Origin of the sequence: Micromonospora sp. RP3T (assembly GCF_003027925.1) — a bacterium.
In the GTDB taxonomy this organism is placed as follows: Bacteria; Actinomycetota; Actinomycetes; order Mycobacteriales; family Micromonosporaceae; genus Micromonospora.
The window spans coordinates 261,769-279,261 of sequence record NZ_PYPS01000002.1; the positions used below are offsets into that span (position 1 = coordinate 261,769).

Genomic DNA, 17,493 nt, shown 5'->3' on the forward strand with positions numbered 1-17,493 from the left:
GGCGGGTCGGCCGGGGGAGGAGCCAGCTTGTCGCAGACCGAGCCGGACGCGCCGGCCATCGGGCCGGACGACGCCACAGCGGCTCCGGGCCGGCCGGTCACGATCTCCTACATCGCGGAGACCGCCGGGGTGTCGGTCCCGACCGTTTCGAAGGTCATCAACGGCCGGACCGGAGTGGCCTCGGACACCCGGGCCCGGGTCGAGGCGCTGATCAGCCGGTACGGCTACCGCAGGCCCACCCCGTCCACCCGCAGCAACCTGGTGGAACTCGTCTTCGACCAGCTGGAACACATGTGGGGCGTCGAGGTCGTCCGCGGCGTCGAGCAGGTGGCCCGGGCGCACCGGGTGGGCGTGGTGCTGACCGAGTTCGGGCCGGAGCGCGGCGGCGTCCGCTACTGGATCGATGACACGCTCGCCCGTCGTCCGGACTGCGTCGTCTCCGTCGCGCAGCTGTCCGGCGAACAACGCGACCAGTTGCGGGCGCGCGGCATCCCGTTCGTGGTCTTCGATCCCACCAGCGAGCTGCCCGAAGACGTGCCCTTCGTCGGGGCGACCAACTGGGCGGGCGGTCGCTCCGCCACCGGGCACCTGCTCCGGCTGGGGCATCGCCGGATCGCGATGATCGGCGGTCAAGACCGCATTCTCTGCTGCCGGGCGCGGCTCGACGGCTACCGCGCGATGATGGAAGCCGCCCACCTCCCGGTCGACGCGGACCTGGTGGCCCGCGCCGACCTGACCGTGGCCGGCGGGCGGGCCGCCGCGCTGCGGCTGCTCGGCCGGCCGGACCGCCCGACCGCGATCTTCGCCGGCAACGACCTCCAGGCGGTCGGCGTCTACCGGGCCGCGCGGGAACGCGGGCTGCGGATCCCGGCCGACCTGAGCGTGGTCGGCTTCGACGACCTGCCGATCGCCGAACTGCTGGATCCCCCGCTGACCACCGTGCGTCAGCCGCTCGCCGAGATGGCCGTGGCCGCGACCGAGCTGGCGCTCGCGCTCGGGCGGGGCGAACCGACGCAGCGGACCGGTCTGGAGCTGGCGACCAGCCTCACGGTCCGGGAGAGCACCGCCGCGCCGGCCCGCTGAGGCGGGCGGTCAGCCGACCTGTCAGCCGCGCCTCGGGCCCGGAGCCGGTGGCGGGCGCCGATCCGACCGGGTGAGCGCGGTCGACGCGCGGCCAGACGTTCGCTATCCCTCGGACGGCAGGTCGAGGTAGCAGCCGGCGGGCTCCTGGCCGGACAACTCCTGGATGGCGGTCATGATCTCGTCGGTGACGGCCCGCCGGGCCCGCCCGCTGCTGCCGGTGACCGGCGGGGTGAAGTGCAGGGGCGTGCCGAACCGTACGGTCACCCGCCCGGGCCGGGGCAGTCGGGCGCCGACCGGCTGGATGCGGTCGGTGCCGAGGACGGCGACGGGGACCACCGGGGCGCCGGAGGCCAGCGCGAGCCACGCCACGCCGGTGCGACCACGATAGAGCCGCCCGTCGCGGGAGCGGCTGCCCTCGGGGTGGATGCCGAAGGCCCGCCCGGCGGCGAGCACGTCGAGCGCCACCCGGAGCGAGTCCTGGGCCGACCGGTGGCCGCCCCGCTGCACGGGGACGGCGTCGATGCCGGTGAGACAGGTGCGGGTGAGCCACCCCCGCGGGCCGGGCCGCCGGAAGTACTCGGCCTTGGCCAGGAAGCTGACCGGTCGCGGCGCCACCAGCGGGATCACCACGCTGTCGATGAAGGACAGGTGGTTGGCGGCGAGGATCACCGGCCCGTGGCGCGGCACGTTGTCCCGGCCCTCGACGACCGGCCGGAAGGCCATCCTGCCGAGTGGGGCGAGCACCAGCCGGGTGCCGGTCTGCAGCAGCACGTGATTCCTCCGCGGGTCGGTCCCGGTCACCGTGGGACGCCGGGCGTGGGCCGGCCGAGGTGGGCCGCCACGGCAGCGCGCAGCAGCGGTTCGACGTCGTCGCTGCGCACCATGGTCTGGAGGCTGCCCCACTGCCGCAGCTCGGCGATGCCGTGCAGGTTGGCCCAGAGCGCGCCGGCGACGACCGGCGGCGCGGGGGCTTCGGCCGCTTCGGGCCGGGCCCGGGCGACGAGGTCGACCAGGACGCCGAAGAGTTCCTCGCTGGCGTCCCGCAGGCCGATGCCGTTGCCCCGCAGCAGGTCGTGCCGGAACATGAGCTCGAACATGCCGTGGTTGGTGCGCGCGAACCGCAGGTAGAGCCGGCCCAGCGCGAGCACCTGGTCGTACGGATCCGGCCCGGTGTCGCCGATCGCGGCGGTGACCTCGGCGCGGAGTTGCTGGTAACCCTCCCGGGCGATGGCCGCGAGCAGGGCGAGGTGGGTCGGGAAGTGACGCCGCGGCGCACCGTGGGAGACGCCGGCCCGCCGGGCGATCTCGCGCAGCGTGAGGGCCGCGGTGCCCTCCTGGGCGAGCAGGTCGACGCCGACCCGCACCAGGCGGGCCCGGAGCGTGCTGTCGGGCGGCGGCATGGACCCTGTCTACCAGCCTCCGTAGACAGTGTCTACGGACCTTGACGACAGTGACCCGCGTTACCTCTCGGCCAGCCGGGAATCAGGTCGACGCCACCGCATTTGAACCGAGGTGTGACTACCGCACCGAACCTCGCCCGGCCGCGCCCTGACCGGGCGGAGGTCTCCCGATGACCGATGTCCGTCCCGACAAGCTGTCGACGCCCGGTGCCCGGACGCCCGGTGACCTGATGAGTCGTGGACAGCGGGCCCGGCTCGTGCTGGTCCTCGGTTCGCTGATCGCGGTGGGACCCCTGACGATCGACATGTACCTGCCGGCGCTGCCCGCGATCGTCGACGACTTCGCGACCACCTCGGCGGCGGTCCAGCTGACGCTCACCGGCACCCTGGCCGGGCTCGCCCTCGGCCAGCTCCTGATCGGCCCGCTGTCGGACGCCGTCGGGCGGCGGCGTCCGCTGATCGCCGGCCTCGTCCTGCATGTCCTCGCGTCGTCGCTCTGCGTGGTCGCGCCCAACGTCGCGGTCCTCGGCGCGCTGCGGGTGGTGCAGGGCCTCGGTGTCGCCGCCACCGCGGTGGTCGCGATGGCCGTGGTCCGGGACCTGTTCAGCGGCGCGGCGTTCGCCACCCTGCTGTCGCGGTTGCTGCTGGTGATGGGGGCGGCGCCGATCCTCGCCCCGACCCTCGGCAGCGGGGTGCTGCGCTGGAGCGACTGGACCGGCGTCTTCGTCGTGCTGGCCGCCTTCGGCGTACTGCTGGTGGTGGTGGCCGCGCTCGGTCTGCCGGAGACGCTGCCGCCCGCGGGGCGCCGGCGCGGCGGCGTCGTCGCGACCGCGGCGCTGTACGGATCGCTGCTGCGCGACCGGGTCTTCGTGGGCCTGGTCCTGGTGGCCGGCCTCGCCATGGCCGCGCTGTTCGCGTACGTGGCCGGTTCGTCGTTCGTGCTGCAACAGGGGTACGGACTCGACGAGCAGCAGTTCGGGCTGGCGTTCGGCGCGGGCGCGGTGGGCCTGATCGGGGCGACCCAGTACAACGTCCGGCTGCTGCGCCGCTTCTCGCCGCAGCGGATCCTGGTCGCCTCGCTGGCCGCCGGGACGCTGGCCGGCCTGGCCCTGGTGGTCTTCGCCGCGACCGACGTCGGCGGGCTGCCCGCGTTGCTGGTGTCGTTGTGGCTGGTGCTGGCGGCGGCGGGTCTGGCGATGCCGAACGCACCGGCGCTGGCGCTGTCCCGGCACGGCGAGGCGGCCGGCACCGCGTCCGCGTTGCTGGGCGCCGTGCAGTTCGGGGTGGGCGCGGTGGCCGCGCCGCTGGTGGGCGTGCTGGGCACCGGCGCGTTGGCGATGGCCCTGGTGGTGGCCGGCGGCATGGCGGCGGCGCTGGCGGTGCTGCTGGTCGTGGTCCGACCGGCCCGGCTCGCCGACCTGGAGCCCGCGCCGGCGGTCGTGGCGGTGCACTGACCGGCCCGACGCCGTCCCGGGCGGTCGGGGCGATCTCGTCGGATACTGGGCCGATGACGAATCCCGACCTCGACCCCGCGCTGTACCCACCGATCGATCCACGCGAGGACGTGCCGGACGACCCGGGGGAGCTGCTGCCGGACACGCCGGACGTCCTGCCGGAGGCGCCGACCGAGCCGATGCCCGACGACGGCGAGCCCGGCGGCGTGCCGGAGCCGGCCTGACCGGCCCCGGCGCGGCCGGTCGCGGCGACCGGGCCGTCGGTAGGGTCGTCCGCGTGGATCTGGACGACACCGCCGTCCGGCTCGGGGTCCGCCCGGACGACGCCGCCGAGGTCATGGCGGGTTGGCCCGACCCCGGCTCCGCCCTGTGGACCCCGGAGCTGCGCTGGCTGCTCGACCGCTCGATCGCGCTGGTCCGCGCCGATCTCGGGGGCCACGACTGGCTGCCGCCCGGCCCGGCCCTGCCCCGCGAGCGGGGCCCGGCCTGGCGGCACCTCTACGTGTACGCGTACCTGGCCCTGGTCGACGTGGTCACCGCGTACCACCGCGACCACGGCATCGACGACGCGGTGACCCGGGCGACCCTCGCCGACCTGGGCCGCAACCTGGCGATCGACAGGCGGATGGCCGGCGAGGGCTGGCCGGTCATGCAGAGCTGGCTGACGCTGCACACCCGTGGCGGGCTCTACGAGCTGGGCCGGCTCCAGCACCAGCGCGGCGACGCCATCGGCCTGCACGTCCCCGAGGCGGGGCCGCTGACCCCGGCGGCCGTGGACGCGTCGCTCGACCGGGCCCGGGCGTTCTTCCCGCGCCACTTCCCCGACGAGCGCCACACGGAGTTCTCCTGCGGCTCCTGGCTGCTCGACCCCCAGCTACGGGAATACCTGCCGGAGGACTCCAACATCGTCCGGTTCCAGCGCCGGTTCGAGCTGGAGCCCTACCAGGAGCCGGACGGCATCGACGCCGACGTCGAGGTGCTGCGGTTCGTGTTCCGCACCCTGAGCACGCCGCTCGACCGGCTGGAGCGCCGCACGGCGCTCCAGCGGGCGGCCGTCGACCACCTGGCCGCCGGGCGCCACTGGCGCTGGCGCGTCGGCCGCTTCCCGATCTAGGAGCATTCGAACGTCCATTGTGACATCAGATTCAAAAGCAGCTCACACCCTATGTTGTCTGGCTTCCATGGGGCCGCTACGGTGACCGTATGCCCGAGCAGCTCACGATCACCGTGCCGGTCGCCAAGGTGCTGGCCGCCCTCCTGGGTGATCCCGACGGCGACCACTACGGACTGGCCCTGATCAAGGCCACCGGCCTGCCCAGCGGCACGTTGTATCCGATCCTGCTGCGCCTGGAACGCGCCGGCTGGGTGCGCTCGACGTGGGAGGACATCGACCCGGCGCGGGCACATCGACCGGCCCGCCGCTACTACCGGTTCACCGGCGACGGTGCGACCCGGGCCCGCGCCGGCCTGGCCCGGCTGCGGGCGCAGACCCGTCCCGTCACGACGCCGAGGTGGGCCTGATGCGTACGCCCCCGCAACCCCCACGACTGGCGCTGCTCCTGCTGCGGTGCGCCGCCGGGCGGTGGCCGGCCGAGGTACGCGACGAATCACACCGTACGTGGCTCGCCGAGGTGTACGCGCTGGCCGCCGACCCGGACCTCGGCCGAGGGGCCCGCACCTGGCAGGCCCTGCGCTTCAGCGCCAGCCTGGCCGCGCGTCGTCCGGCGCCGTCCACGGCGCCGCTGACGCCGGTCGCGGCGACACCGCGGCCGACACGCGAACTCCTCGGCGCCACGATCGGCGTCGCCGTCGTCGGCACCCTGGCGGCGACGCTGCTGGTCCACCTGCCCGCCGCCGTCGCCGACCGGCTGCCCGACCCCGACGGCAACGACGCCCTCCACCGACTGCCCCTGCTGGCCCTGGTGCCGATCCTGGTGGCCGTCGGCGTGCTGGCCGGGCGTCGGCTGGCCCGCCGCGACACCCCCGCCGGGGTGACCCAGACCGTGCTCATCATCGTGATCGGCTGGTGCTGCGCCCGACTGCTGCCCATGTTCGGCGAGATCGTCTCCGCGCTGCCCGGGCTGGCACTGTGGGCCACCGGACTGTGGGCAGCCGCGCACGTGACCGCCCGCCTCGCCCACCGCCCCCGTGGGTCCCTGCCCTGGGTGGCCCTCGCCGTCGGCGTCCTGGTGCTGGTCAACCTGCCGGTGATCTCCACCGTCTGGTTCAGCGTCGACGCCGGCGACGCGCCCCGCGCGTACGCGTTGTCCTGGCTCCCCGGCGTGCTGCTGGAACCGGCCTTCCTGCTGCCCATGGGAACCGACCCGGCCGGCGAGCGCGTCTCCGGCGTCATCGTCGACGCGGTGGAGTTCCTCCCGCACGGACTGCTCGTCACCAGCGCGTTCACCCTGGCCTACATCCATGCGACGACGACCCGCGCCACCGGTCGCCGGTCGCCGGCGCCCCGACCCGTCTGAGCACCATCGGCAGCGGGTGGGCACCGTCGACTCGACGCCGGGCGTACGGCCGGGTCACCGGTCCGTGCGGCGCCCGCCCGTTCCGGCCAGCTCGGCGCGGCGCGGCGGATCCGCGCCGGGCCGGGCGCAGGTGAGCGCCGCCACCCGGGCGGCGTGTCCGAGCGCCGCGCGCAGCCGGGCCCCGGCCAACCCGCCCACCGTCGCCGGGGTGGCGGCGCCGGCCCCGACCAGCGCGTCGAGCAGCCCGGCGGTGAACGCGTCGCCGGCCCCGACGGTGTCCACCACCGTGACCCGCTCGGCCGGACAGGTCACCTCGAGGCCGCCGCCGGTGCGCGCGTACGCGCCGGCGGCGCCCCGGGTCACCACGACCAGCGCCACGCCGAGCCGGATCAGCGCGGCGGCGGCCTCCTCGACGCCCGCGCCGGGGAAGAGCCAGGACAGGTCCTCGTCGCTGGCCTTCACCAGGTGCGCGTACCGGGCCAGGGTGAGCAGCCGGTCCCGGGCGGCGTCCGGCCCGGTGAGCATCGCCGGCCGCACGTTCGGGTCCAGGCTGATCAGCACCCGCCCCTCGGCGCGGGTGCGGGCCAGCAGGTCGGCGATCCGGTCCGCGCCCGGCGGCAGCAGGACGGCCAGCGAACCGGCGTGCAGCACGGCGGTGCCGGCCGGCAGCGCGGCCAGCTCGGCCGCGCTCCAGCACCAGTCGGCCGCGCCGTCGAGATGGAAGTCGTAGCCGGCCGTCCCGGTTTCGCCGAGCGAGACGACGGCCAGCGTCGCCGGCCGGTCGTCGGCGACGGCATGGGTCAGGTCGACGCCGTTGTCCTCGGCGTGCGCGCGCAGCCGCCGGCCGAACGCGCTCCGGGAGAAGCGGGCCAGCATCGCGGTCGGCCGGCCCAGGCGGGCCAGTCCCACCGCGACGTTCAGCGGGCTGCCGCCGGGGTGGGCGACGAACCGGTCGTCCCCGCCGGCCGGGGCGAGGTCCACCACCGCCTCGCCGAGCACGGTCAGCACGGCTCAGGCCCCCGCGGCGACGTCGTCGGCGGGGGCGACCGCGCGTCGCCCGTGCACCGAGTACGGCGTGCCGGGCTCGGCGTCGCCGAGCCGCACGGTCCCGTCCGGGTCGACCCGCACCGGGATCGGGTCGCTCAGCTCACCGACGAAGCGGCCCCGGTCGTCGTGGTTGAGGAAGGCCAGCAGTTGCCACCGGCCGTCGCCGTCGCGGACCAGGCGTCCGCTGTAGAGGCTGTCGTCGGTCAGGCGCTGCGCCTTCGTGGCGTCGAACGGACCGAGCAGCGACTCGCCCGGAACCGCCCACACCCCGCACGGGCGGGCGTCGCGGCGGTGTTCGGCGAGCTGGTCGTGGAGGCAGGAGAAGAGCAGCAGCGGTCGGCCGTCGACCACCTCCACCTGCGGCACCTCCAGGTGGCCGAAGCCGCTGCCGGGGGCCGTGACCGGGGGCTGCGCGGTCCAGTGCACCAGGTCGTGCGAGCGGGCGTGGGCGATGACGCCCCGGTCGTCCACCGGGCCGGCGTTGGCGCGCGCGGTGAGCAGCATGTGCCAGCCGTCGCCGTCCGGGTCGGCGAACACCCACGGGTCCCGCCACGCCTCGTCGGCCCAGGTGGAGTCACCGAGCCGCTCGTACCAGCGGTCGGCGGCGGTGAGCACCGGTGCGGCCGGGTGCCGTTCCCAGGTGGTCAGGTCGTCGGAGGTGGCCAGGCCGATCCGCTGCACCAGGGCGCGCTCGGTGCTGCCGGCGCCGGTGTAGAACATGTGCCAGCGCCCGTCCGGACCGCGCAGCACGGAGCCGGTCCAGGTGGCGACGTCGTCGAACGCCGGCCGGTCCGCCGGCACCAGCGCGTCCGCGACCTGGGTCCAGGTACGCAGGTCGGGGGAGACGGCGTGGCCGACGCTCGCCCGGAAGTGCCGTCGGTCCGGGTCGCCCAGCGCCCGGGAGGCGCGCAGGAAGAACAGGTGGTGGGTGTCGCCGTCGCGGGCGAACCAGAAGTCCCAGATCCAGGCGTCGGGCAGTCGTAGCACGGGGGGTCCTTTGCCGTCGGCCGCCGGTGCGGCGGCGGTGCGTCGCGCCGCGGTGGCGGCGCCGGGGGTGGGTGACGGCCCCGGGGTACGGGGTCGCGGGTGGCGTCGGGCCGCCACGCGGGGCGCGGCGGGTGATCGGTGCCGCCGTCGGGGGAAGGCGGCAGGGGTCAGCGCGGTGCGGCGGCGACCGACGCGCGGCGGACCAGCGGGCAGGGCATGACCATCTGCCGGGTGGCCCGTCGGCGGGCCCCCTTGGGCTGGTCGAGCAGCTCCACCATGGTGGTGACCGCCCAGGCGCCCATCTCGTAGTGCGGCAGCGCGACGGTGGTGAGGCCGGGGTGCAGCCCTTCGGCGATCAGCTCCTGGTTGTCGAAGCCGATCACCGACAGGTCGGTCGGCACGCGCAGCCCCAGCTCGCTCGCCGCCCGGTAGGCGCCCATCGCCATCCGGTCGTTGAAGCAGAACAGGGCGGTGGGCCGGTCGGGGCGGTCCAGCAGCGCGCGGGCGGCCCGGTGGCCGCCGTGGGTGTCGGAGACCTCGTCGCGCACCAGCTCGGGCCGGAACGGCACCCCCGCCTCCCGCAGCGCCTCCCGGTAGCCCTGGAGCCGGCCGTGGGTGGCGGGGATGTCGTCGACGTTGGTGATGAAGCCGATCCGCCGGTGCCCGTGGGCGAGCAGCTCCCGGACGGCCACCTGCCCGCCGCCGCGTTCGTCCGGCACCACCGACGGGTACGCCCCGTCGGTGTCGGCGGCGTCGAGGAGCACCACCGGCATCGGACGCAGTTCCTCGGGCACCCGCACCACCCGGTGGTACATGGTCGCGTAGAGCACGCCGTCGACGCGGTGCCGGGCCAGCGCCTGGATCTCCCGCCGCTCCACCTCCGGGTCGCGCCCGGTGGTGAGCAGCATGAGCAGCCAACCGCGCGCCGAGGCGGTCTCCTGCGCGCCGAGGATCATCCGGCCCGCGTACGGCGTGGTGGCGATCTCGTCGCCGAGCAGCCCGAGGGTCTGCGAGCGTTGCAGTCGCAGCCCCCGGGCCAGCCCGTTCGCCGCGTAGCCGAGCCGGCGGGCGGCCGTCTCGACGCGTTCGCGGGTCTCCGGGCTGACCCGGGTGCCGGACTTGTTGTTGAGCACGTGGGACACGGTGGTCACCGAGACGCCCGCCTCCGCGGCGACGTCCCGGATGCTCGCCTTCGGTCCCATCAGCTCACCATCGCAGTGCTCGCGGGTGCCCGCACGTCCGGTGTGGACGGGCGGTCAACGGTATCGGACCGGTCACTCGTCCCACAGGCCGTGTTCCGGCCAGCGGCGGGGGAGCCGCTCGGCCACCGGCGGCAGCTCCGGCAGCGGCTTGTGCGGGTGGTGCTGGTACCAGTAGGCGACCGAGGAGAAGTCGTTGCCCTGGTCGTTGGCGTGCCCGTGCTCGATGGTGACCTTGATCGACGTCGAGAAGCGCACCGGGTCCTCGATGTGGAACCGGTACATGCTCCACAGCCCGAAGTGCTCCTGCGGGCTGCTGGCCAGGCTGATGCCGTGGTACGGCCCGGCGTACGCGCCGCTGGGGAAGCCCCAGGCCGCGTTGAAGTAGTCCTCGGTGCCGGTGCCGTGCAGCGACGGTGGCCACTGCTCCCCGTCGATGAAGATCATGTCGTCGCCCTCGCCCGGCCAGGTGTACGGCTGGTTGGAGGCGTTGTGGTTGTCGATGCTGAGCACGCAGCCGACGTAGTGGCCAGCGCCGCCCTCGGCGTCCAGGATGACGTAGTTGTCGTCGCCGGTCAGGTTGACCCCGGGCAGGTCCCACGGGTTCGGCACCTCGCCCGGAGCGAGCCCGTTCGGCACCGGCACGCAGGGCTTCTCCTGCCGGTAGTGGGCGTGGAAGTAGGCCACGTCGTCCGGCTTCGCCTCGTCGGTCAGGTCGTAGTCGACGTAGTAGAACAGGTTCTCGATCGGCTGGTCCGACTCGTTGCGGATGACGATCTTCGCGCTCGTGCCGAACGGCATCGGGAAGTACGAGTTCATCGCGGCGGCGAACGGGCCCTTCGGGCCGCGGCGCGGGCCGAACACCATGCTCAGCGGCAGCGACACGTAGTGCGTGCAGGTGGCGTGCCCGACGCCGAAGAAGTCGCCCAGCGGGCTGCGGACGCTCGGGTTCTCCTCGCCGTCCCAGTACATTTCGATGACCAGCTTGCGCAGGTACTTCTCCGAGTAGCAGCGGGTGGTCAGCCAGATGTGCCCGATCACGCCGGTGCCGGTGATGTCGGCCAGCACGTGCGTCTCGCCGGGCGCGACGACCGCGAAGTCGCGGTTGCCGCCGGTGCGGTCCCAGCTCGACTCGCGCCGGGAGCGGCCGGCCTTGACCCGGGTGAGCCCCGCGAGCGGGCTGGTGGGTCGCCAGAACGACATGGTGGTTCCTTTCAGGGGGTGGGGTGGTGCGTCAGCCCTTGACCGCACCGAGGCTGAGCCCGGCGACGATCCGACGTTGCAGCAGCAGCGTCAGCACGACCGCGGGGACGGAGTAGAGCGTGGCCAGCGCCGTCATCGGGCCCCAGTCGAGGCCGAACTGGCTCTGGAAGTTGGCGATGGCGATCGGGGTGGTCTGCGCGCGGACCGAGGTGAGCAGCAGCGCGAAGAGGAACTCGTTCCAGGAGGCGAGGAACGCGAAGATGGCGGTGACCGCCACCCCGCCGGAGACGACCGGCAGGATGACCCGCAGCAGCGCGGTGAACCGGCCGCAGCCGTCCACCAGCGCGGCCTCCTCGATCTCCCGGGGTACGCCCTCGAAGAAGCTGCTGAGCAGCCAGATCGACAGCGGCAGCGCGACAGTGGTCTGGGCCAGTGCGAGCCCGGTGGGCGTGTCGGTGAGTCCCAGCGCGCCGAGGATGGTGACCAGTGGGATGCCGATCGCCACCGCGGGCGCCATCCGGACCAGCAGCGAGCCGGCCATCAGCACCCGACCGGCGCGGCTGCGGTAGCGGGTGATGCCCCACGCCGCCGGGATCGCCAGGGCCATCGACAGCACGGTGGCGATGACCGCCGTGCTGACGCTGTTGACGAACGACGCGGTGACGCCGGGCCGGTTCAGCGCGGTGACGTAGTTGTCCAGGCTGAACCGCTGCGGCAGCACCGTCGGCGGCACCGCGACCGCGTCGGTGGCCGGCTTGAAGGAGGTCAGCACCAGGTAGACGAAGGGAAACGCGTAGACCGCGACGACCGCGACGGCGACGGCCCAGAGCAGTCCGGTACGGAGGCGGGCGAGCCGCACGGGGGACATCAGGACTCCCGTCCCGGCCGCCAGATGGTCAGCACCCCGACCATCGCGACCAGCATCATGACGATCATGAACAGCGTGCTGGTGGCGGCCGCCGTGCCCGGGTCGTTGTAGCTGACCATGGTCTTGTAGATGGTCAGGCTCAACGTCTCGGAGGCGGACTGCGGGCCACCGTCGGTCTGGATGAGGATCACGTCGAACGCCCGCGCGGCGTCCACGCCCCGGATGATCAGCGCCACCGCGATCACCGGGCGCAGCAGCGGCAGCGTCACGCTGACCAGCAGCCGCAGCCCGCGGGCGCCGTCGAGCCGGGCCGCCTCGTACAGGTCCGGGGGGATGGCCTGGAGGCCGGCGTAGAGCACCAGCGTCATGAACGACGTGGTGAGCCAGACGTCGGGCAGCGCGACCGAGAAGAGCACCAGGTCCGGGTCGCTGAGCCAGGACACGTCGCCCGGGTCGGTCAGGACGCCGACGCGGGTGAGCAGCTCGTTGACGATGCCCACGTTGTCGATCATCAGGAACCGCCAGAGCAGGCCGGCGACCACCGGCGCGATCATCAGCGGATAGAGGAAGACGGTCTGCAGGATCCGGGAGCGCGGCCCGAGCCGGTGGAACAGCAGCGCCACCGCCAGGCCGAGCACCAGCTCGGCGGTGACCACGATGAGCGTGTACGCCAGCGTCCGGCCGGCCGCCGCCCGGATGCCCGGGTCGGTCAGCGCGGTCAGGTAGTTGTCCAGCCCGGCGAAGCGCCGCCCGTCGCCGAGCCCCGAGCCGGTGTAGAGGCTGTCCACGGCCAGTTTCACCAGCGGCCAGCCGACCAGCGCGAGCAGCACCACCGCGGCCGGCGCGGCCAGCAGGGTCGCGTACCGGGCGTCGGAGAGCCCTCGGCGGGTGCGCCGCCGGTCCGGCCCCGGCGCGTCCGGCACGGTCCGCGGCGGTGCCGCCTGCGCTGTCGGGCTCACTTGACGATGCCCTCGATCTGGGTACGCGCGGCCTTGAGCAGCGCGGCGTAGTCCGCGCCCGGCGTCAGCGCCTTCTGGATGGTGGGCACCAGCACGCTGTCCACGATCCGCTGCCAGTGCGGGCTGGCCGGCCGGGGCCGGGTGGCGCCAGCGTTGAGCGTGGCCAGCAGCGGGCCGAACGACTCGTAGCCGGGCTTGGCGGCGTACTGCTGGTAGGCGGACTTGCGGGCGGCCAGCCCGAGCGTGGTCTCCACGCTGAGCGCGTTGTCGTCGTACGCCGCCTTGATGAACTGCTTCGCGAGGTCGGCCTTGGCGCCGCCCTTCGGGGCGGACAGGTACCACGGGCCGGGGATGCCGGCGACGCCGGCGGTGCCGCCGACCATCGGCGCGGCGCCGACCTTGCCGGCCACCTTGGCGTCGGCGGGGATCTGCCGGTACGCGTGCGCCCAGAACCGGGTCATCGCGGTCTGGCCCTGGTTGAACAGGTTCTGCGCGGCGTTCCAGTCGGTCTGCGCGGCCCCGGCGGGGGCGACCTTGTGCTTGTTGTTGAGGTCGGCGTAGAACGTCAGCGCGGCGAGGTGCTGGGCGTTGTCGACGATGACGCCGCCGTTGTCGTCGAGCACCACGCCCGGCGACCCGGCCTGGAGGACGTGGGCGAGCCACTCGGTCTCCACCGCGCCCTTGACGTCGGTGCCGTACAGCTTCTGTTCCGGCCGGGTGAAGAAGACCGCGATGTCGGTGAACTGCTGCCAGGTGGTGGGCGGGGCGAGCGGGTAGCCGTACTTCCGGGCGAAGGCGGCCTTCTCCTTCGGGTCCTCGAAGAGGTCCTTGCGGTAGAACAGGATCTCGCTGTTGGTCCAGACCGGCATGCCGATGAAGTGACCGTCCGCCTGTGCCTCCTGGACCAGCGCGGGGAACAGGTCGGTCTTGACCGCGTCGGTGAAGAGGTCGTCGAGCGGGGCGAGCTTGCCGGCGAGCAGCGGGATCCAGACCGCGTCGACGGCGCAGACGTCGAACGACGGCCGGCCGCCGGACAGTTCGCTGGTGAGCCTGTTGAACAGGCCCTCGTAGGGGAGTTCGACGAGGGTGACGGCGACGCCGGTGGCCTGCGCGAACTTGTCCACGACGGGCTGGAGTTCGGTCTTGCCGCCGCCCTCGCAGGCGAGCGTGAGCGTCTTGTCGTCGTCCGAGCCGCCGCCGCTGGCGCCACCGGCCCCGCAGGCGGCGGTGCCCAGCAGCGCGGCCGCGCCGGCGCCGGCGGTCAGGCCGAGGAATCCGCGACGACGCCAGCCGCCGGCTGTGGTTCGGGAGTCGGGAAGGGCCATGTCTGCTCCGTTCGAGGGGTTCCTCGGGCGCGTGGGGGCGCGCGCCGGGGCGCGTGGTGGGGGACGTGCGGTGGTTGTCGAAGGAAGGTGCCAAAACCTTTTGGCAAAAGCTTTTGGCAGAGCGTAGGAGCGCCCGTTGTGACGGTCAACCACCAGATCCGTGACCGGTCGACGGTCAGCGTCGCGGGGCCGGCGACGACGGCAGCTCGGCCAACCAGCGGTCCAGGGCCGCCGGACTGCGGAACAGCAGCACCGGCGGCCCGGTCGGATCGGACTCCCAGGCCCGCATCCGCCGCCGGGCCCGCCCGAACGCGGACACGTGCCACACCAGGATCGAGTCCCGGGACAGTACGCTGCGCAGCGACTCACGGTTGCCGTTGCAGATCTCCTCGCCGCTGACCAGCCGGCCGGCGGTACGTCGCAGCAACCGCCAGAAGGAGAGCGCCCGCGGATAGTCCAGGCCCACCACCAGGTCGGCGCGGGCCAGCACCACGTCCCGCCACCCGTGGTAGGCGCCGTCCAGGATCCACCGGTCGCCCCGGCAGACCGCCTCGATCCGGCGGCGCTGCTCGGCGACCGGCACCTCGACCCAGCCGGGCTGCCACAGCAGGTCGTCGACCGGGCACCAGGGCAGCCCGAGCCGCTCGGCCAACCGCGCCGCCGCTGTGGACTTGCCGGCGCCGTACACGCCGTAGACCAGGATCCGGGCCGGCGCCGGCATCAGCTCCGGGCCTTGCCGCGGGCGCTCCGCCGGCGGTGTTCCTCGTCGCCGCCGGCGAGCCGGGTGAAGGTGAGCGCGTTCGCCGCCGCGACGCCGACCACCGCGAAGCCCACCTGCAGCGCGAGCACGATCCAGTCCCACCGCAGGATCCAGAGCCGCACCGGCGCGTCGTCGGCGATGTCGACCCAGCGGGCGACCACGGTGCCGAGCACCGCCGCGCCGACGCCGATGACGAACGTGGCGAAGACGCCGATCCGCTGCCGGCCGGGCAGCACCAGCCGCCCGAGCAGCCCGATGAGGGCGCCGATGAGCACCGCGCCCAGATAACCACCCACGAGCATTGCCGTCACTCCTCCCACCGGTTCCGGCATTCATGCCCGCCCACCGCACCACCGGAAACCCCGCGCACGTCGCGCCGGCCGGCGGCGGTGCGGCCGGGTGGCGCCGGGACGCCGGCACGTAGGATCACGCACGCCCCGCCGAGACCGCCACCCCGCCGGAGTTCCGCTGCCCGAGTCGCCCGCACCCCGCGTCGCCCGGCCGCTGCGCCGGGCGCTGGCCGTCGTGTTGCTGCTCGTCGTGGCCGCGCTGCCCGCCGGCTCGTCCACCGCCGGTGGCAGCGGGCCGGGCACCGTCCGGGTGCTCCAGATGAACCTCTGCAACAGCGGCCGGGCCGGCTGTTACACCGGCGGCTCGGTGCGGCGGGCCGCCGAGGTGATCGCCGCCGAGCGGCCCGACGTGGTCACCCTCAACGAGATCTGCCGGGACGACGTGGACACGCTGGCCCGCGCGCTCGCGGCGGTCCGGCCGGGCGGCCGGGTCGTCCCCGCGTTCCAGGCCGCCGGCGACCGCCCCAGCCGCGCCGCGACCCGCTGCGTCAACGGCCAGCCGTACGGGATCGGCCTGGTGGCCCGCCTCGCCGGACCGGGGGCCCGAGCCGGCACGCACCGCGGCACCTATCCGGCGCAGGACCTCGCGGACCCGGAGGAGCGGGTCTGGCTCTGCCTGCACGCCGCCGCCGTGCTGCACGCCTGCACCACGCACCTGGCGAACACCGACGGCGCCGTCGCGCTGGCCCAGTGCGCGCACCTGCTCGACACCGTGGTGCCGGCGATCCGCCGCGATGCCGGATACGCCCCGACCGTGCTCGGTGGCGACCTGAACCTGCGCGCCGGCGGCGCGCCCGACGTGCGGTCGTGCGTACCGTCGGGCTACCGCCGCGTCGACGACGGCGCCCGGCAGCAGATCATGGCGACGACCGACGTCGCCGTCTGCTGCCGCCGGGCGGTGGACATGCGCGGCACGACGGACCATCCGGCACTGGTGGCCACCCTGACCGTCGACCGGCCCCCGCGCTGACGGACGGCCGGCGCCACCGGGTGTCCGTACACCGTGGACAGCCCGTGGCGACGCGTCTAAGGTCGGGCGCACCGGTGTCCCGAGGAGCGGCCCATGGGTGTCTCCATCTCCCTCGACGACCTGCTCGGCGAGGAGGTGAGACGCGACCCGTACCCGTTCTACGCGAGGCTGCACGGGATGGGGGAGGCGGTCGCCTTCCGGCCCGGCGAACCGCACGCCCTGGTCGTCCACGGCTACCAGGCGGTCCACCGGGTGCTGCGGGACCCGGTCTTCCGGGTGCTCGGCGCGGAGTTCCTGGACCGGGCCGGCACCCGCTGGCGCCAGCACCCGGTGACCCGGATCCTCCAGACGTCGATGCTCAACGCCGCGCCCGGCGACCACCTCCGGGTCCGGCGCCTGTTCGGCCAGGCGTTGACCCCACGCCGGGTCGCCGCCCTGGAGCCGGCGATCACGCGGATCGCCGATCGCCTGCTCGACCGGCTCGCCGCCGCCGGCGCGGACGGCCGACCGGTCGACTTCATGGGCGGGTTCGCGCTCACCCTGCCCAGCGACGTCGTCGGCGAGCTGCTGGGCGTGCCGGAGCGGGACCGGGCCTGGTTCCCGTCCCGGGTGCGCACGTTCGACGCGGTGCTGGAGATCGGCCGGCGATCGATGCGGGAGGTGCGGGCCGCCAACGTCGCGGCGACGGAGCTGACCGCGTACTTCACCGAACTGCTGGCCGCGCGCCGGGACCGGCCGCGCGGGGACCTGGTGTCGGCGCTCGTGCGGATCCGGGACCGCGACCCCGACCAGCTCTCCGCCGACGAGCTGCTGGCCAACCTGATCATCATGTACAACGCCGGGTTCCGGACCACCGCGAACCTGCTCGGCAACGGCCTGGTCCTGCTCGTGGCGCGGCCGGACGCGCGGGCCGCGCTGCGCGCCGACCCGTCGCTCGCCCCGGCGTACGTCGAGGAGATCCTCCGGTACGAGCCGCCGGTGCACTTCGCGCTCCGGTACGCGGCGGCGGACACCGAGGTCGCCGGGCTGCCGGTGCCGGCCGGTCGGACCGTGGTGGTGCTGACCGGCGCCGCCAACCGGGACCCGCGCCGGTTTCCCGACCCGGACGTGTTCGATCCGTCCCGGGTGGACAACCGCCACCTGGCGTTCAGCGCCGGGCCGCACCACTGCTTCGGCGCGGCCCTGGCCCGGGCGGAGGGCCGGCTGGTCCTGCCTCTCCTGCTGGACCGCTTCCCGGCGCTGGCGCTCGCCGCGGAGCCCGGCGAGCGGCGTCAGCTCATGCTGCGCGGGTACGACCACCTGCCGGTGCGTCTCACGCCGCCGAGGCCGGCGGTCCACCGGCCGATCGGGACCTTGCCAAACCATCCCGATTGAGTAAGGTCGATGCCACGCTGGGGAAAGGACACACCGG

At 74.3% G+C, this 17,493-nt stretch carries 19 protein-coding genes; 8 read left to right on the forward strand and 11 right to left on the reverse strand.

Annotation, left to right across the window (positions count from 1 at the left end):
• The first annotated feature begins 27 nt into the window (after nt 1–27).
• Entirely contained in the window at nt 28–1,083 is a 1,056-nt protein-coding gene (locus C8054_RS02965) for a LacI family DNA-binding transcriptional regulator (protein WP_233219460.1), read from the forward strand.
• A gap of 102 nt (nt 1,084–1,185) precedes the next feature.
• On the opposite strand, the gene C8054_RS02970 is transcribed toward C8054_RS02965, so the two are convergent.
• Nucleotides 1,186–1,854, reverse strand: coding sequence for a 1-acyl-sn-glycerol-3-phosphate acyltransferase (locus C8054_RS02970; RefSeq protein ID WP_233219461.1), 669 nt, complete (start codon nt 1,852–1,854; stop codon nt 1,186–1,188).
• Nucleotides 1,855–1,880: 26 nt separating this feature from the next.
• Nucleotides 1,881–2,483: a TetR/AcrR family transcriptional regulator gene (locus C8054_RS02975; RefSeq protein WP_107155117.1), complete on the reverse strand. Its 603-nt coding sequence runs from the start codon at nt 2,481–2,483 to the stop codon at nt 1,881–1,883.
• Nucleotides 2,484–2,653: 170 nt separating this feature from the next.
• On the opposite strand from C8054_RS02975, the gene C8054_RS02980 reads away from it, so the two are divergent.
• The 5 genes from C8054_RS02980 to C8054_RS02990 all read left to right on the forward strand — a co-directional run bounded on the left by C8054_RS02980 (nt 2,654) and on the right by C8054_RS02990 (nt 6,414).
• Nucleotides 2,654–3,937 (forward strand): multidrug effflux MFS transporter, encoded by a 1,284-nt coding sequence (locus C8054_RS02980; protein WP_233219462.1) that lies wholly within the window; start codon nt 2,654–2,656, stop codon nt 3,935–3,937.
• A gap of 53 nt (nt 3,938–3,990) precedes the next feature.
• Complete coding sequence (locus tag C8054_RS32205; RefSeq protein WP_199199507.1) at nt 3,991–4,161, forward strand: hypothetical protein; 171 nt, start codon at nt 3,991–3,993, stop codon at nt 4,159–4,161.
• 53 nt (nt 4,162–4,214) lie between these two features.
• Nucleotides 4,215–5,051 carry an acyltransferase domain-containing protein gene (locus C8054_RS02985; protein ID WP_255562932.1) on the forward strand — a complete coding sequence of 279 codons (837 nt, stop codon included), beginning with the start codon at nt 4,215–4,217 and terminating at the stop codon, nt 5,049–5,051.
• 89 nt (nt 5,052–5,140) lie between these two features.
• On the forward strand, nt 5,141–5,458 hold the full coding sequence (locus C8054_RS31645; RefSeq protein WP_146179840.1) for a PadR family transcriptional regulator: 318 nt from the start codon (nt 5,141–5,143) through the stop codon (nt 5,456–5,458).
• A complete protein-coding gene (locus C8054_RS02990; RefSeq protein WP_146179841.1) occupies nt 5,458–6,414 on the forward strand; it encodes a hypothetical protein in 957 nt (318 codons plus the stop codon). Before C8054_RS31645 ends, C8054_RS02990 begins: the two co-directional genes overlap by 1 nt.
• Before the next feature lie 54 nt (nt 6,415–6,468).
• Here C8054_RS02990 and C8054_RS02995 read toward each other — a convergent pair whose 3' ends face one another.
• The 9 genes from C8054_RS02995 to C8054_RS03035 form a co-directional block, all read right to left on the reverse strand.
• Entirely contained in the window at nt 6,469–7,422 is a 954-nt protein-coding gene (locus tag C8054_RS02995) for a carbohydrate kinase (protein ID WP_107155118.1), read from the reverse strand.
• Between the two features lie 3 nt (nt 7,423–7,425).
• The gene (locus C8054_RS03000) at nt 7,426–8,448 is read right to left on the reverse strand and encodes a family 43 glycosylhydrolase (protein WP_107155119.1); all 1,023 of its coding nucleotides are present in this window, start codon (nt 8,446–8,448) and stop codon (nt 7,426–7,428) included.
• A 167-nt stretch (nt 8,449–8,615) separates the two neighbouring features.
• Nucleotides 8,616–9,650: a LacI family DNA-binding transcriptional regulator gene (locus C8054_RS03005; protein WP_107155120.1), complete on the reverse strand. Its 1,035-nt coding sequence runs from the start codon at nt 9,648–9,650 to the stop codon at nt 8,616–8,618.
• A 72-nt stretch (nt 9,651–9,722) separates the two neighbouring features.
• Nucleotides 9,723–10,850, reverse strand: coding sequence for a glycoside hydrolase family 172 protein (locus C8054_RS03010; RefSeq protein WP_107155121.1), 1,128 nt, complete (start codon nt 10,848–10,850; stop codon nt 9,723–9,725).
• A 31-nt stretch (nt 10,851–10,881) separates the two neighbouring features.
• On the reverse strand, nt 10,882–11,718 hold the full coding sequence (locus C8054_RS03015; RefSeq protein WP_107155122.1) for a carbohydrate ABC transporter permease: 837 nt from the start codon (nt 11,716–11,718) through the stop codon (nt 10,882–10,884).
• Entirely contained in the window at nt 11,718–12,677 is a 960-nt protein-coding gene (locus tag C8054_RS03020) for a carbohydrate ABC transporter permease (RefSeq protein ID WP_233219463.1), read from the reverse strand. The genes C8054_RS03015 and C8054_RS03020 overlap by 1 nt, the downstream gene beginning before the upstream one ends.
• Complete coding sequence (locus tag C8054_RS03025; protein WP_107155124.1) at nt 12,674–14,002, reverse strand: sugar ABC transporter substrate-binding protein; 1,329 nt, start codon at nt 14,000–14,002, stop codon at nt 12,674–12,676. Before C8054_RS03025 ends, C8054_RS03020 begins: the two co-directional genes overlap by 4 nt.
• Nucleotides 14,003–14,177: 175 nt before the next feature.
• Complete coding sequence (locus C8054_RS03030; protein WP_107155125.1) at nt 14,178–14,723, reverse strand: adenylate kinase; 546 nt, start codon at nt 14,721–14,723, stop codon at nt 14,178–14,180.
• On the reverse strand, nt 14,723–15,064 hold the full coding sequence (locus tag C8054_RS03035) for a GlsB/YeaQ/YmgE family stress response membrane protein (RefSeq protein WP_233219464.1): 342 nt from the start codon (nt 15,062–15,064) through the stop codon (nt 14,723–14,725). The genes C8054_RS03030 and C8054_RS03035 overlap by 1 nt, the downstream gene beginning before the upstream one ends.
• A 97-nt stretch (nt 15,065–15,161) precedes the next feature.
• On the opposite strand from C8054_RS03035, the gene C8054_RS03040 reads away from it, so the two are divergent.
• Together C8054_RS03040 and C8054_RS33155 are read left to right on the forward strand one after the other, a co-directional pair.
• On the forward strand, nt 15,162–16,082 hold the full coding sequence (locus C8054_RS03040; protein WP_233219465.1) for an endonuclease/exonuclease/phosphatase family protein: 921 nt from the start codon (nt 15,162–15,164) through the stop codon (nt 16,080–16,082).
• A 93-nt stretch (nt 16,083–16,175) separates the two neighbouring features.
• Nucleotides 16,176–17,456 carry a cytochrome P450 gene (locus tag C8054_RS33155; protein WP_107155126.1) on the forward strand — a complete coding sequence of 427 codons (1,281 nt, stop codon included), beginning with the start codon at nt 16,176–16,178 and terminating at the stop codon, nt 17,454–17,456.
• The last annotated feature ends 37 nt before the right edge of the window (nt 17,457–17,493 follow it).